Annotated in this window: 10 protein-coding genes; 2 read left to right on the forward strand and 8 right to left on the reverse strand. The window is 57.0% G+C overall.

Annotated features, from left to right (window positions below; all coding sequences use genetic code 11):
- Positions 1-3: 3 nt before the first annotated feature.
- Complete coding sequence (locus tag JO972_RS04710) at positions 4-3,486, reverse strand: hypothetical protein (protein WP_309488848.1); 3,483 nt, start codon at positions 3,484-3,486, stop codon at positions 4-6.
- A 219-nt stretch (positions 3,487-3,705) separates the two neighbouring features.
- Here JO972_RS04710 and JO972_RS04715 point away from each other — a divergent pair, with 219 nt between their 5' ends.
- Positions 3,706-4,626 (forward strand): diacylglycerol/lipid kinase family protein, encoded by a 921-nt coding sequence (locus tag JO972_RS04715; RefSeq protein ID WP_309488849.1) that lies wholly within the window; start codon positions 3,706-3,708, stop codon positions 4,624-4,626.
- A 9-nt stretch (positions 4,627-4,635) separates the two neighbouring features.
- A complete protein-coding gene (locus tag JO972_RS04720) occupies positions 4,636-5,442 on the forward strand; it encodes a metallophosphoesterase family protein (RefSeq protein ID WP_309488850.1) in 807 nt (268 codons plus the stop codon).
- A gap of 585 nt (positions 5,443-6,027) precedes the next feature.
- Here the strand turns inward: JO972_RS04720 and JO972_RS04725 are convergent.
- The 7 genes from JO972_RS04725 to JO972_RS04755 all read right to left on the reverse strand — a co-directional run bounded on the left by JO972_RS04725 (position 6,028) and on the right by JO972_RS04755 (position 15,457).
- The gene (locus tag JO972_RS04725; protein ID WP_309488955.1) at positions 6,028-7,824 is read right to left on the reverse strand and encodes a BatA domain-containing protein; all 1,797 of its coding nucleotides are present in this window, start codon (positions 7,822-7,824) and stop codon (positions 6,028-6,030) included.
- Between the two features lie 12 nt (positions 7,825-7,836).
- The gene (locus JO972_RS04730) at positions 7,837-8,715 is read right to left on the reverse strand and encodes a DUF58 domain-containing protein (protein WP_309488851.1); all 879 of its coding nucleotides are present in this window, start codon (positions 8,713-8,715) and stop codon (positions 7,837-7,839) included.
- The gene (locus JO972_RS04735) at positions 8,712-10,148 is read right to left on the reverse strand and encodes a hypothetical protein (RefSeq protein ID WP_309488852.1); all 1,437 of its coding nucleotides are present in this window, start codon (positions 10,146-10,148) and stop codon (positions 8,712-8,714) included. Before JO972_RS04735 ends, JO972_RS04730 begins: the two co-directional genes overlap by 4 nt.
- 22 nt (positions 10,149-10,170) lie before the next feature.
- Positions 10,171-11,133 carry an ABC transporter ATP-binding protein gene (locus JO972_RS04740; RefSeq protein ID WP_309488853.1) on the reverse strand — a complete coding sequence of 321 codons (963 nt, stop codon included), beginning with the start codon at positions 11,131-11,133 and terminating at the stop codon, positions 10,171-10,173.
- A 43-nt stretch (positions 11,134-11,176) separates the two neighbouring features.
- Positions 11,177-13,012 carry a hypothetical protein gene (locus JO972_RS04745; protein WP_309488854.1) on the reverse strand — a complete coding sequence of 612 codons (1,836 nt, stop codon included), beginning with the start codon at positions 13,010-13,012 and terminating at the stop codon, positions 11,177-11,179.
- A 19-nt stretch (positions 13,013-13,031) separates the two neighbouring features.
- Positions 13,032-14,039 carry an AAA family ATPase gene (locus JO972_RS04750; protein ID WP_309488855.1) on the reverse strand — a complete coding sequence of 336 codons (1,008 nt, stop codon included), beginning with the start codon at positions 14,037-14,039 and terminating at the stop codon, positions 13,032-13,034.
- A gap of 98 nt (positions 14,040-14,137) precedes the next feature.
- Positions 14,138-15,457 carry a hypothetical protein gene (locus JO972_RS04755; RefSeq protein WP_309488856.1) on the reverse strand — a complete coding sequence of 440 codons (1,320 nt, stop codon included), beginning with the start codon at positions 15,455-15,457 and terminating at the stop codon, positions 14,138-14,140.
- Positions 15,458-15,485: the final 28 nt, after the last annotated feature.

Genomic DNA, 15,485 nt, shown 5'->3' on the forward strand with positions numbered 1-15,485 from the left:
TTTTTACAACTCATCTTTTGCAAGCCAGCGAAATGCTACGATCTGATAGCGTCGTCCATAACGCTTGTTCACCTCAGACTTCATCTCTGTGGAATAAGGGTCGATGACGCTGGGGTCGCTGGGGTCGACAAATTCGGCGCTGCGCTGCACCGTGGCTTCACACCATGCGGTGGCGACGATTTTATCAGGGTCAGAGGCATCTCTGGCATCGCCGTAGGCTCGGATGGTGAAGGTGTCGTCACGAGCGGTGATGATGGGGGCCAGTGGGGTGAGAATGTCAGCCTGGCGCACCCAGCCGGGCACTCCGAAAGCGGAGGACCCCAGAGCGGCTTCTGGGAATTTGTAATCGGTGTTTCCTGGAGGAGGAGATGTGATCTCAAAGGCTCTTGATTGGATTTCAGCAAAGGGGTTCTCTGCTGAGGTGCCCATGGCTGCCAAATTATCGAGTGCCTTTTGAATAGTGCTGGCAATGGCAAGGTCCTTGTCCGAAGAAAGTTGACGATTCACAAACTCGGAGAGCGAGAGGAATGGTCCACGTTTGCGGATTTCCTCAACAATTTCCTCGGCGAGCGCGTCCACTTGCTCGTCCGTGAGTGCCGGGTAGCCAGCAAAAATGGCGGCGTCACTGTTCAATGGGTTGGATTCGGTGGAGCCGGAATTTACCGCCTGATCGCCAGCGATTGAGGTTCTGGGGTAGGGATAGGACCTTGGCGCATCAGAGGTGGTGCTGCCGTTCGATGCCAAATAGGGGACTTCGCTATCGCGGCTGTGTTTCAAAATAGCTTTCCATGCCTCGACGGATACCGAGTTCACATTGAACATACCGGCTACTTCTAGCTGGGAAGCAATCGAGGCGTAAGTGTAAACGTTGGTGGCTGAGTTGACATGGTCACTGACGGCATCTTCATCGGCCCCGCTGGCTGGCAGGTAGAAGCGGTTGGGTAGTCGTTCGACGCCTGTGACATGGTCGCGGTAGACGGTTTCATAATCTCGATCTTCCGAATTGCTGAAATCATCGAGGTCAGGCGCGATGGAGGATACAAACCAGTCGTCAAAGAGGAGATGGTTGAGCATATAAGTGTCGTCGTTGATCATCCCTGAGTTCACAGACGTCGAGACCGAGACCTGGGTGGGTTCGAAAAGTGGATGAGCCGAGCCGTTGCCGATCAAGTTGAACTGGAATGGGGGGATGGGGTTGTTGTTGCGGGCGTCGAAGTGCTGCAGTTGCGCTAAACTTTGTAGTGGTCGGGTCGGGAGCTCGGCCATCACGCTACGTGTCAGTCCGTCGTAGGCCGATAAACCGGAGACGATATATCCGCTGTTTGTGCTGGCATCAAATTGGGGGATATAACGCGTATCATTCCAGCCATTCACGTCTAAGAAGGCAAAATCATAGGGGGCGTTGATCGGGTGGAATACGCCAGAGCCAGCCATCGTTGTAAGGCTGGACCCATTATCTTCTTTGCCCACCTCCGCATAGTAATTGAGCGGATTGCTCTGCAGCATGCCTTTCGAATAAAGGTGCTGGTGCTCTGGCGCGGATGAGATGGGGGTTGCCATACGGAAGCCGAAGATTGCGCTGGCAAAGGCATAGCTGCCAGTGTCCTCAACATCGTCGACACGGTCGACTTCGGCACTCTGGGTGAGCGGTGGATAAAGCTGCTCGACAACATCTGAGCCTCCGAGCTGATCTTCACGATAGCCCATGCGCTGGGCCAAGGTGTAGGAGCTATTGATCGTGGTATCGAAGTAGATACCGATGCTGCCGTTCCCTGCAGAGGTATCATTGTAGGCGACTTCTTCGATGCTGTATGGATCGCTGGCATTCACGTAAACTTCATTACCTGAATTAATGCGATAAAATCGCAAGCCGCCACCGGGCTGGTATCCGGGCACCAAATCGAGTGTGCGATTAGCGGCATCTTGCGGGCTGTTATTGCTCAGTCCGAAAATACGCGTGGCACCGGGGGCAAGGGTGAATGAGTTGCGAATCCTCAGCGTGATATCCCCGTTGGTGATCTGCGGAATCGAGGTGAGCGGGTAGACGGTTGATCCCACTTTAAAGGAGAACCTCAGAGGCACAATTCCTTCGCGGCGGATTCTCATTTGATAGGCTGAGGTGGTAAGTTCCACGTTGTAGGGGTTCCATAGCGTGACCACGGGCGTGAGCATCAGGCCTGGTTTGTATTTCCCCGCATTGGTGCCACTCACTTGCTTAGTGGAGCAGAGTGAGAAGACCCACTGAATGCGTGCCAGTTGCGGAATACGACGAACTTTTTCCTGAAAGTTATAACGGTCATTGGCGCCAATGCCAGAAATGTGGGTGTTCATGGCCGTCTTGGCTGATGAGCCGCTGGTCAGGTTCTGGTATTGCAACGCGTAATCCACCAAGGCGGTCCAAGAGCAGATGGGTGGGACCTTGCCCCATGCTGTATTGCGGACGTTGCGGTAGCTCGACCATGGGTAAATCAAGGCATCGTTGGGGAAGCTGCTCTGTGTGGCCTTGTCAAAAGTTTCAATGTCTCCAGGCTCCATGGTGAACGATGGAAGGTCGGTGTTAGGAAGCTGTTGATACTGCTCGGACAGCAGAGAGATATCTTTTCTCCAGCCTCCCGTGGCAGTGTTGGTCAACAGACCTCGATTATAGGTTGTGAGATCGTGGAATTTTCGCACCTCGGCGCCTGATTCTACGAGTTCTAGACTTTCTCTGCTGGGAACGGTGGAGCCCACAGCGCGGTCATTGATTTTCCCCAGTCCAAAGGTTTCCGCATCGGCACGTCCATTCGAGCGCACACGCTGATGCCACTCCACCACAGAGGATGGTGTTTCGGTGAGGTCGGTGTTAATCATCGCCTTGCTGTTGTCCCCACTGGTCCACCAAGCGACCGCACCCCGGCCATCGTTCACCGGTAAGGGGTTGACGTAGACATGTTCATCGGGGCTGGCCACGCTGCCGGAGCCTAGCATTAGAATGTAATCATCGGTTGCAGTTTTGGAAAAATCACTGAGGTCATCGACGCTGGGGCTGGCCGAGGTAGAAGCCAGCCAACCTAGGAAACGTCCATCGTCACTGGCGTTGGCGGGATCTTTGTCAGGGTCACCTGTGCGTGTTTTTAGGTCGTAGTCCGGAGCCTTCGGTTTACCCGTGCCGTCATGATCGGTCCCTTCCCAACTTCTCCAAACGCCGGTCGCAGCCACGTGGCTTTCCGACAGTAAACGTGAGCTCGCGGTCACTCGCGTGTCGGGCCCTGATAGCGACTGCAGCTGGCCGATGGCCATCATCAATGAAAGTCGAGCATTGTGCCTAGCTTCCTCCATGGCTTGGTCATGGTTTGAAGACCGCACGGAGATGCTGGACAGTGAGAGCATCGCCAATGCGATCATGGATAAGAGCACCATCACCGATATCGTGGCGATGAGTGCGAAGCCGGATTGTGTGTGGCCGTGTGAGGAGCCTCCGTTTCGATGGGGGTGTGTAGTTTTCATCGTTTTAATGAATGTATATGTGTTGAATGTTTAGGTATAACCTTACAATATGTCATCTTTGCGCATTCTGACAATGAACGTCAATTTAAAATACACATTGTAATGACATGCATAATATTGGCTGTGAGTGACTTTGTTCGTCAGCGAAAGAGCTTGTAGCGCTGCGCTAAGGTAGGCATTTGCGCAGTGGCGGATGCTGGCTATGGTAATACATCCCCAATGCGTCAATTCATCGCCATCGTTAATCAAGAGTCAGGTCTCGCGAAGAAGTCCGATCTGGCAGAGCTCTCGACCATGATGCGGCAACGCATGGCGGAATATGAAGTTACGTTGGACGTCAAAATGACGCGTGGCGCGGAAGTGGAGTCGGTTTTCCAAAAAGTGATACCGCAAAAGCCGGACGGGATACTCGTGGCTGGTGGTGATGGCACGGTCAACACCGCAGCCGGTATGCTGGCAGGCACTGGCATCGCCATGGGGATTTTGCCGATGGGGACGTTTAATCTCGCTGCACGCGACCACGATATTCCGTTGGAGCTTGATTCGGCGCTCACTACCCTGGCCCGTGCGGAACCTCGTGACATTCAGCTGATGAAAATCGGCAACCGACCTTGCCTGTGCACCGCGATCATCGGCTTTTATCCGAAAATGGCTCGCATGATCGATGAGTATCATGGGAAAAAATGGTGGCGTAAGTCACTACGGATCTTCGGCTGGACGGTGAGCCGTTTTGCGAAATCCACCGTCTACCGAGTCACCATCACCGGCACCGATGGGGAGCAAAAAGTTGAGCATCAGTTCAAGAGTCGTATGCTCTCCGTGGTGCCCGGTGCATACCGCGATACCCTGGGGATCATCCCCGAACGGAAACAGGTCGACCGCATGAAGGCCACGGTCTACGTATTCCGGCACCTGACGCGATGGGCAATGCTGCGGGGGATGCTTTCATTTTTGTTAGGAAAAAGTAGCCAGGACCCGGACATGGAAGAGGTCTCGGTCACGGCGGCGACACTCAGTTTCCAAGGCAAGAAGGAGATTAAGATCATGATCGATGGCGAAGTGACGCAGTTGCCGTCGCCCTTGAAAATCGAACTAATCCCCCATGCCTTGCGCATGCTCATCCCCAACCCAGAGGTTTAAAGCTCGACGATGTATCAAATTCTCCAACTCTCAGACCCCCACTTCGGCGCTGTTGATCTTGAGCAGGCCGAGGCGGCGATTGCCCTGGCAGCGGAGATCCAGCCTGATCTTACCCTGGTCCCCGGGGACTTTTCCATGCGAGCACGCAAGCGGGAGATGGTGGCGGCCAGTGCTTGGTTAGAACGATTGCCCGAGCCACGGTTTACGATCCCAGGAAACCATGATGTGCCGCTGTTGAACCAGCCGATCGATCGCTTTTTTCGTCCGTTCCGGCGCTATAAAAAATACATCAACGAGGAGCTTGAGCCGACGCTCGACTTAACGATCGGGCGTTTGTTAGGTTTTAATTCGTCGACTCCTTTCGGTTTGCATATCGATTGGTCACGGGGATTTCTCTCGCCTTTCCAAGGGCAGCGAATTGCGACCGGTTTTGATGATGCGGAAGGTCTGCGCATGGTGGCTTTTCACCACCCCCTGCACCGTAAGGATGAAACCTCGCGAGTGCTGATTTCGCCACTGCCGCTGGTGCAGCGGTCCTTGGCCATGGGAAAAGTGGACATCGTTTTTGCCGGTCATTTTCATCAGTCCTACGCAGGGGTGATTGAGCTTGGGCACGACGACCGGAATGTGGTCGTGTCCCAGTCATCCACCGTCTGCTCCACCCGCACCAAGGGGGAACCCGCCGGGTTTCATTTGCTGCGTCTGGCAGAGACGCGGATCGAGATTCTTCGTTACAGCTGGTTGGATGGTTCGTTCACACACGATCTAACAACGAACTTTAAAAAACAACACGGTCGCTGGCATCAATGCGGTTGAAGGGCTGAAACGCTAACCGGTAGGGCGGTATGGCCTCATACCGCCGGCAGCGCCATTGACGGATCTGCCTCCGCTAAGGGACCTCAAAGCCATTGCCCCATGCGCGTTCGAGCCAAGGTGCCTGACTTCGCTCCGGTTGTTTTGGCAAAACAACCCTACCATGGCTGCAGGGCAGCCTGCTCGGCAATCACACCACCGGCATCATTGCGGTCGAATGGCTGGAAATCTAACCGGTAGGGCGGTATGGCCTCATACCGCCGGGCAGCGCCATTCACGGATCCGCCTCCACTCAGGGACCTCAAAGCCATTGCCCCATGCGCGTTCGAGCCAAGGTGCCTGACTTCGCTCCGGTTGTTTTGGCAAAACAACCCTACCACGGCCGCAGGGCAGCCTGCGCGGCAATCACACTACCGGCATCATTGCGGTCGAATGGCTGGAAATCTAACCGGTAGGGCGGTATGGCCTCATACCGCCGGGCAGCGCCATTCACGGATCCGTCTCCACTCAGGCACCTCAAAGCCATTGCCCCATGCGCACCCGTGCCAAGGTGCATGACTTCGCTCCGGTTGTTTTGGCAAAACAACCCTACCGCGCCGTTTCTGGTAGGCTTTCTTTTCGGCCCGACTTGGTAAACCACCATGCTCCGAACACGGCAGCTAGAATCATACAGACCCAGATGCGCCAGAGATGGTCGTCGCGGGTGTGATGGTCCACGGCGCTGGCCATGCTGCTGGCGGGTGATTCTTCCGTGGCGCAGTCGGAGAAATCAGCTTCCCGGGTATCTGCGAAGTAAGTGGCCGAGGTGAGCAGCGCTTGATCACCCTGGCTGAGGATGAAAAAGCCGGGTTGCTCCGGCGCACTGAGGTCGTTGCGGCTGGTGGGGATTTCCCGGGCTTCCAAGCTTTCGCCAGCGAGGGTGATGATGTTCTGCACCAATGGCGCCGCGTCGGCGCCGGTGTGATGCGTGATTTGCAGCGGTTCGCCAGTTTCGGTGAGGCGGGTTTCGGGGGCCACTTTTTCACGCTGCAGCAGCTCGCAGTATCTCAGCATCAACACCGCGAGAGCTGGCTGTTTCATGCCGTTGGAGCGACTGATATCGAAGTTGAAAATCAGCGCCTTCTTGCGTGAGTTCGGATGGGTTCGGAGGTAGATCAGCGCGCGGTTGCCCTGCCAGAGCAGGACCTCGTCATCCGCCGCGTGGGGGATGGAATAACTTTCGCGCACCAGCAAGGTTTGCCAGTTCAGTCCCTCGGTTAGCGGGTGCTTGGTGGCCACAATGTTGCCTGTGAGGTAGGGACGACTGCTGGCTTTGTCCTGAGGAAAAACCATCAGGTGCTGGGTCGTGGGCGTGGTCTCGGTGGAGGTGACGATGAGGTCCGCCGCAGCGAACTCGGGCGCTGGTTTCAGGTTGGGAAAACTGGCGAGCATCCGATCGCTCAAGAACACGGTTTCCTTAGGCAGGGTGGAGGTGACGAAGAGTGGTTTCGGCGACGGTACAACCATCGGCAGGGTGTCATCGAGATCAAAGGCATCAGCGCTGAGCACCAGTCGGCAGCGAGTATGATCCTTGGGGAAGGCTCCTTGCAGCGTTGTTAGGCTTTCGGCTTTCAGGGTGATCTCCCGACTACTGCTGGCACCTGTGGCGGTTTCCAGTTTCCATGTGCAGGTTTGTTCGGTGCTTGAGTAGTTTCTAACAATGGCCTTCCAAATCACATTCGGGCCATCGGATTCGAAGGTGACTCCGGTGAAGCCGCAGTTATCGGTCGGCTCGCCAATGGCGATGGTTGAGCTGTTGTAGGGGGCGTGGTTGGCGAGTGGGCTGTCGGTGATGTAGCTCACGGCGCCTTCGCTGCCTACCAGACTGCGAGCCACGCGCAGGGTATTGGTCGGTTCGGTGGCGCCTGCGCTCGGTGACCAGTCGGCGAGTGCTGTGAGCAGGTCTTCGGTTGAGTTCCCCTGGTAAATTTTTGCCTTCGATGGATCCGACTCCATAAGCCAGACTTCGATGTTAGCGGCGTTGCCCTGTAAGCGGGGGATCTCACGCTGGATGGTCTCGGGTAGCTTGTCTTTAAAAACACGCATGGATGCCGAACTGTCTAACACGATGGCGATACGCTGGGTGGATTTGGCCTTCACATAGCGTGGCTGAAGCAGCAGCCAGGTGGCTAACAGAACGGCTAAAATTTGCAGCCACAGCGGCACGGAGTTGACCAGTCGATCGAAGCGGCGGCCACTGGTCGATTCCCGCTGAGTCTGCTTCAGCAGGAACAGGGTGCTCACCGTTTCCACTTTTGCCCGGCGTTGCAGGAAGTGGATCAGGATGACCGCAGGGATGCCGAGTAGCGCCCAGAAGCCGTGAAAGTTGGTGAGGATGAGGTTGATGGGAGGTCGTGGTTAGGAAATGGTGAGAGCACCGGCGGTGACCGCTTCTTCGTTCAGGGCGGTAAGCAGGTCGGTGTTGGTGCTGACGCGGGCGAAGGGGGCGTTGAAACGGCGGGCGGCGGCGTGCCATTGGGTGAAGTGTTCTCGGTAGGCTTGATGATACTGGCGCAGGGTGGATTTCTCAATCCGGTGCGGGTGGTGGCTGGTTTGCTCGGCATCGATGAATTCGTAATTTCCTTCCCACTCAGGACGGGCTTCCGATTGTAAAAAAGGAGCCAGCAGGATCGCCTTGCCTTGCTGCTGGGTGAGGTGTCGCAGCGGTGGTGTGGGGTCTCCTTCGAAGAGCAAATCGGAGATCAGCACGCGGATGGCATTGCCTCGCATCGGCACCTTGTCGAGGGCCAGCGGTGAGGCATCGTGATCGGAGCTGAGCGACTTCGCGGTATCGAGCCAGTGGTGTGAGCTGACGGCATCCATCGGAATCTCTCGGTAGCTGGCACCTTTGAGCAGATGCAAGCGCGTGGAGGCCCCTGCCTGCATCGCCGAGACCACGGTGAAGTAGAACAACTCCGCCGTGCGCTCGGCCTTGTCTTGCTGGAAGAACATCGACTCGGAAACGTCCAGGATGATGTCGATGACAGGCCGTACCTCTTCGCGGTAAAGCTTCATCGAGTAGTCCCCGGTGCGGGCGTAGGCCTGCCAGTTGATATGGCGAGGATCGTCGCCCGGCACGTAGGCGCGGTGGTCTTGGAAATCGATCGATGAGCCGGTGCCTGCGCCCTGGAACTCGCCGGCCATACCGCGCCAGACCTGACTGCGGAAAGGCAGGGTCAAGCGCTCCGCACAGACGGTCGCTTGGGTGTAGAGTTGGCTAAGCTGCTCGGGTGTCATGCTTCGTTGTTAGGGAGGATTTGAGATTCACTCTCACGCACCTGGCGCCAGACTGGCAGTGAAGTGGCGAGTGCGGCGAGAAAGTAGAAAGCCACATTGCCGTAGGCGATGTAGAGCAGCGTCTGGGGTGAGAAGAAATCGCGGTGGTGCAGCACCGGGAGGGTGATTGGCACCCAGCAGAAGTAGGGCAGCACCTCGAGCTTGGTCGACCACTCTTCGGTGGCCGCGACGATGGCTAGAATCAGGAACTGGGTACAAACAAAGAGGATGAAGAGGCCAAAGCGGTTGTCATGTTTCCGCGCCAGCAAGCGAGTCAATGCCAGGGGGAACAAGAGCGCGCCAAACAGCGTGGGGATGAACAGCAGCTCGAGACTTCCGGCGTGGCTGCCGTCGCTCAGAATGAAATACATGCCGTGCACCATCAGGAAGAGCAGCGAGGTGAAAAACAGACCGGTCGCCCAGCCGGGGTAAAACATCCTACCGACCAGTTTACCCAAGCCTCCTTTTCTCACGAAGGGAGCCGCGATGGGAGGCACGAGGTGTGGGTTTTCGGTGAGGCAGATCAAGGTGACTGGGATGCAGAGTGTCAGCGCGGCAGTCACCGCCATCGCGAGATCAGCGCCAGCCAACGACAGTGCCGTCAGGGTGAGGGTGATGAGGCCGAGGCTGACGACGCGTTTAAGAGTCGAGCGGTTCTCTGCCACCGGTGCGATCTGGGTGGTGCCGAGGTCCAGGCACATCCACCCGGCGTAAAGGCACATCACCACGAAGGCCAGGAAGCCTAACTGGCTGGTGCCGGTGGTGAGGGTGAAGCTTTGCACGAGTTCTTGATAGGCGTAGCGATTGGTTACGAAGAGCGACCAGATGTAACCAAACATGAAACAGGCCCCGGTGATCGGCAGCAGCACTCGGATCAGGGTGGAGCCGATGGCGCTGAAGCCCACGGTGAAGGCTGTCAGGGTGATGGAAACCAGAAAGATGCTGAGCAGGATCAAGACCTCCGCGAGCAGCTGCATGTCGCCGAAAAAGTAGCGCAGAATGAGGTAGGGGACGACGGCTGTTAGGATGAGTGCCGATTGGCTGACGAGCGAGATCCATTTGCCAAAAGTAATCCGCCATGCGCTCAAGCGAGTCAGGCAGAGGAGATCGATGGTGTTGCCTTTGATCTCTGAAGATAGCGCCGAGATTCCGCGCAGGGGTTGCACCACCAGCACCGCGAAGGAGAACAGGAAAAAGATCACCCTGGAGAGTAGGTGGCCGGCATTTTGATAGGAGGCACCTGCAGCAGTCACTAACAAGATAAAGGCGAGAAAGGCCTGTAGGGTGATGAAAAGAACCACAAAACCGACACCGCGCAGCCCCTGACGAAGCTCCTTCACCAACATCGGGTTGAGCTTGTCCGGGAAATCGGCGATATGTTTGATGGAAGACATAGGTCGTATGGGCCTCTGGGACTTATGGCTGCTTGGGCATGGCCGGCGGGGTGTTGACCTTGTCCAACATATCGATGAAGGCGTCTTCCAGATTCCTCTGCTCTTTGTGGAATTCCACCACCTGCAGGCCGTCTTTGACCATGCTGTTAAGGACACGGGAGGCATTTTCCAGCGAGTCGATACGGAGTCGGCCACCTTGCTTGCGGCTTTCGATGAACTCGGCGTAGGGGTTGGTCACGGCCCAGTCGGAGACCGCTTGCGGGTTTCCTAACACCTGCACATCGAAGAAGTAGCCGCCGAGGCTGTCGGTGCCCTGACGCAGCGATTCGGCATCGCCATGGTGCACGATGCGACCGTTGTTGATGAACAGCAGGCTATCGCACATTTCTCCCAGCTCTGACAGGATGTGGGAGGAGATGAAAATCGTTTTTCCCTCCTCGGCGAGGATGCGGATCAGGTGTTTCAGCTCGACTCGAGCCTTGGGGTCGAGACCGGCGGCCGGCTCGTCCATGATCAGGACTTGCGGGTCGTGGATGAGCGATCGACCAAGACAGAGTCTCTGCGTCATGCCCTTCGAGAGTTTGTTAGAAAGCCGGTCGGCCAGTGGGATGAGGTCGGCAAACTCCATCACCTCTTGGATGCGCATCTGGCGTTCCTTGCCGGAGTAACCGAGAGCACGGGCGTAGAAATCCAGATACTCCAGCACCGTCATGTGCTCGTAGTTGCCAAAATGATCTGGCATCCAGCCGATCAACGATCGCACCTTCGCCGGGTGATTGACCACATTGATGCCGCAAATTTCCGCCGTCCCCATGGTCGGGTAATCCAGTGTGGCCAGCACCCGCATGGTGGTGGTTTTTCCCGCACCGTTCGCCCCGACAAAGCCACAGACCGACCCGTGAGGCACCTCAAAGTTGATTCCGTCCACAGCCTTCAGCGGGCCGAAGTAGCGGTAGAGATTATTGACGACGATGGCGTGGCTCATGATTGAAAAGATGGGACAGATCGGTCTGATCGGACGGATCGGGTTAGCGTGCGATGTGCCCTGTGATCAGGGTGTTGGTGCTTAGCCATTTGATGGAACGGTAAGTTTCGATGGCGGGAGCGTTTTCGGTGAGGGCGTAGAAGCGGCCGGGCTGGCGGGCGAGGAAATCGAGTTGCTTGGCATTGCCGGATGAGAACTGGTGGCGCTGGGTGACGAACCATTTTTGGAAAGCGCTTTTGCTACTGGGGCTGAGGGTCACGGAGTTGCCTTTGCCGAGGGCGTCCGATGTCCACCAGGCGCCGTCTTTCGATTGATAAAATACAGTGCCGAGATCGTAGTCGAAGGTGGAAGTCAGCACGGGGGCTCCGGCTTCGGGGGAGAGCTCGATCCTGCCACGGGTGGAACGCACGGATTGCAATAGGTGGCCGTGAATACTGCGGGACTGAAACCAATCGCCCGAGGCATCGAGCCCGTCGTCGCCTTCATTGGCGGTGTAGGAACTGGGGGCATTACTATCGGTGGTGACACGCGACCAGCGCGACGGACTGAGCGCCACGGGGGTCATCAGAGTGCGCTCGGAGGTTTCAAAGGAAGCGCCTAACAGGACTCCGGTTCGGGCTGCTTGCTCCTGGATGATGTAGGCCTTATTTTCCTGCGGTTGAATTTCCATCAGGACCATCCGGTGACCACGGCCCCCAAAGCCGTCTTGGAACAGGATTAGCACAATCAAGAGAGCACTGGCGGCGAGGGAGATGATTGGCGTGGTGATGAAGAGCTTGTGACGATTGCCAGCTTTGGCGAACACAAAGAGATTGATCGGCCCAATCAGAATAGCGAAGGCAAGTAGGATGAGGATAAAGAAGACAGTGTTGAAATGCTTTTGACCCAAGATGTCCAAAAGCGGCCATTTAGCGGCGTAGCTGTAGAGTAAATGGTAGTAGTTGGTATGCTGGCCCAAGCTGGAGTAGCCGGGGGTGAGCTGAGTTTTCCCCGTCGAGTTGCCTCGAACCATGGCGGTGGTCGCGGTGGCGTCGAGCCGGCCGGAAGTGGGTAAGGGCAGGAGGCTGACGGTGCCGAAACTGCGCTGGATCACTCTGCTGCCCGAGTCTGCCGGGCTGTTGGAATCGATTTGTAAACTGGCGAAAGTCTCGGACGCGGCGGAGGTGTAGATGAGCAGTCGGCCTCCCAGCCGATTCCATTCCAAGATGGCATTGCGTGCGCCGGGGTCGAGTTTGGTCCAGTCGGTGCTGGTGAGCATCATCACGTCTCGACCGATGTAGGCACGCCAGTCGGTAGACATGTTAGATGGGTCGAAGCTGCTGGCGAACTCCACATTCGATGAGCTGCGTGAGCTACTGGAGATGTGGCTGGTCAGGGTGGAGGCATTGGGCACATAGAGAGCGCTGCTCGCGACCACCGATGGCCAATCGTAGGAGAGCACGCTGCTTAGGCTGCCACTGACCTGAGGAAACCCGCTGCAGTTCAGCTTCATGATCAGCTCGCTGCCGGTGTCGTAGGTGGAGGTTTGAAAGATGGTGGTGACCGGCACGATGAAGTCGTAGGTTTCACGACTCTCGGCATCACAGGAGAATTCGAAGGATGAGTTCAATCGGCTGCCGCTTTCCGATCCAAAGCCCGAGTGGTCCTTGGAGGTGAATTCGAGGGTGAGGTTGCGATCGATCTCGGTGGCGTTGTTCATCTCCACCCGGATTGGCACGTATCCGTAAGCAGGAAGACTGCCAAAGAGGCAGGTGACCTTCACCCAGGTGTTGCTCTTGGTGTCGTAAACATTTCTCGCCAGCTGATGCTGGGCCGGGAGCTGGGCGCATCCTAACAGGGCGAACGCGACGATGAGGAGTCGGAGAAAGATGGGTCTCATGGTAAGCGGGAAGCGCAAGTTATTGACTGACCATGGTGCGCGGAGCTTCCTTGGACTGGAAGGGCACTTCTTCTAACAATGCGTGGATGGTGTCATTGGTTGTCTTGCCTTCCACCCGGGCATTGTAGTCGAGAATCATCCTGTGACGGAGCACGGCGGGGGCGACGTATTTGACGTCCTCGAAGCTGGCGTGGGTGCGCTCGTTCATCATGGCGCGGGCTTTCGCGGCGGACGCTAGGGACAGCGCGGCCCGCGGGCTGGAGCCGTATTTGATCCCGGCGGCGGCGGTGGATTGGCCCGGGTGGGTAGCATCGACCAGGCGCGCGATGTAGTTGGCCACCACGTCCGGTAGATAAATCCGACGCACCAGGGTGAGCACCTCGTCCAGCTGGCTGGCATCCATCACGGAGCTGACTTCCGGCTCGGTGCCGAGCTCGCGGTGGTTGACGATTTTTTCCAAGGTCTCAACATTGTTGCGGCTGACCTCGAGTTTGAACATAAAGCGATCCAGCTGCGCCTCGGGCAGGGGGTAGGTGCCTTCGAGTTCGATGGGGTTCTGGGTGGCGAGGACGAAAAATGGAGCTGGGAGATCGTGAGTTTCTCCGATCACCGTGACGCGACGTTCCTGCATGGCCTCTAACATCGCCGACTGGGTCTTGGGCGATGCCCGGTTGATTTCATCGGCTAACAGAATGTTGGTGAACAAGGGCCCCGGTTGGAAAATGAACTTCCGCTGTCCATCCTGCTCCTGAAGAACAGGGTTACCGGTGATGTCGCCGGGGAGAAGGTCCGGGGTGAACTGGATACGTTTGGATCCCAGTCCGAGCGCTTTCGAAAGACCCTTCACCAGCTCCGTTTTTCCCAATCCGGGTAAACCTTCTAACAAGATGTGACCGCGTGCCAGCAGTCCGGTGGTAACCAGCTCGATCAACTCCTCCTGCCCGAAGAGCACTTGGTTCAGGGTGGCATTGAGTGAGCGCACGTGTTTGCTGGCGGCGGCGATTTCAGATTCGGTGGCGAACTGCATGATGTTAGGTTTCAAATACCAAGTTCCAAAAACCAATGGGGTGTCTGGACGATGGATAGGTTAGTGATGGGACAGGGATTGATTGGGAGTGAAGCGTTTCATTTGAAAAACTTCTTCAGAGCTTTTTGTTCTTCGGGGAGGAGGGAGTCTTTCCAAACGCGGTCGCCGCCTTGGCCTTTGTTGCTGGCGGCACCACCGGCGGTGGGGCCTGTCGGAGTTTGATCGACATCGTGTTTGCCGTCGCTGGTCTGGAGCAGGTCGCCTGGCAGGGCTTGGTCTTTGTTGTCGTTTTGGAGTCGTTCCAGTTTCCCTTTGCCTGCATCGGCATGCGGGTCGCCGAGGACATCAGGGGCGGTGCCGGGGCCTCGATTGATACCACCTTGGCCGGGTTGATCTCCTTCGCCATCTTCGCCCTCACCTTCCGGGTCGTTCATCCAGTCGTCTTCACCTTCGCCTGGCTGGTCGCCTTTTCCCTCGCCCTGCTGCTTCAGCTTCTCGGCGTGCTGGCGCATGTTTTCGCGCAACTGATCGAGCTGTTCGGGGGTGAGGTTTCCGAGCTCGTTGGGGTCGAGTTTTTGCAGCTGTTTGAGCAGCTCCTCGTTCGGTTTCATGCCTCCCTGTTCCATCTTCTGAAGGGCTTGGTCGAACTCATTGAGCAGGCGTTGTTTTTTCTCCTGGTTCATTTTGCCACCGCCTTGTTGGAGTTCGGCGAGGTTGCGTTCGGCCCGTTGCAGGTTGTTTTTCAGTGCTTCTTGCTCGTTGGCGTGGCTTTTTTTCAGGTTGTCGGTGGCTTCCAGGCTCGAGTGGCTGAACCATTCGTCGGGCGATTGCTCACGGAGCTTTTCAAGTTTCTCACGCATCTCGTCGACATATTCCTGCTGCACCACTTCCTGGTTATCGAGCTGGTCCAGGCTGGTATCGAGCTCGTTCCAGGCGGACGGCTCTTGGGTCGATGCCTCCGGTGCCGACTTGGCATGGATGGGGATGAGGAAGCCGCAGGCGATGATTAGCAGGGCACCGACGAGTGGCGGGGCGAGACGCTGCCAGCGCCAGCTTGTGCCATCGTTGATGATTGCGGGGACTTGGGGCCAGGGGGCGATGCCGTGGTCGGCGGCTGTCAAGGCGTTGCGCAATCGCATGGAGGCCTCGAGCCGGACGAGTGATTGCTGACTGGTCTCGAAGTGCTTGCGCGCGGCGAGCCAGCAGGCGACCCCAGTGAGGGCTAAAGCGGCGACTGTGCCAGCGCCGATTTCCAACCAGGGCAGGGCATCGAGCTCACGCCGCACGATCAAGATTCCGCAGGCGATCAGCAAGGCGGTGATCAGCAGGGGCGTAGCCAGAACTTGCAACCACCAACCGAAGTTGATCTTACGTGATGTTCTGTTGGCGATCGTGCGCCATGTTTGTTCTGCGGCCATGGTAGGGGGCAAGTGGTGAATATCATGT

The sequence above is a fragment of the Oceaniferula flava genome (assembly GCF_016811075.1).
Taxonomy (GTDB): Bacteria; Verrucomicrobiota; Verrucomicrobiia; order Verrucomicrobiales; family Akkermansiaceae; genus Oceaniferula; species Oceaniferula flava.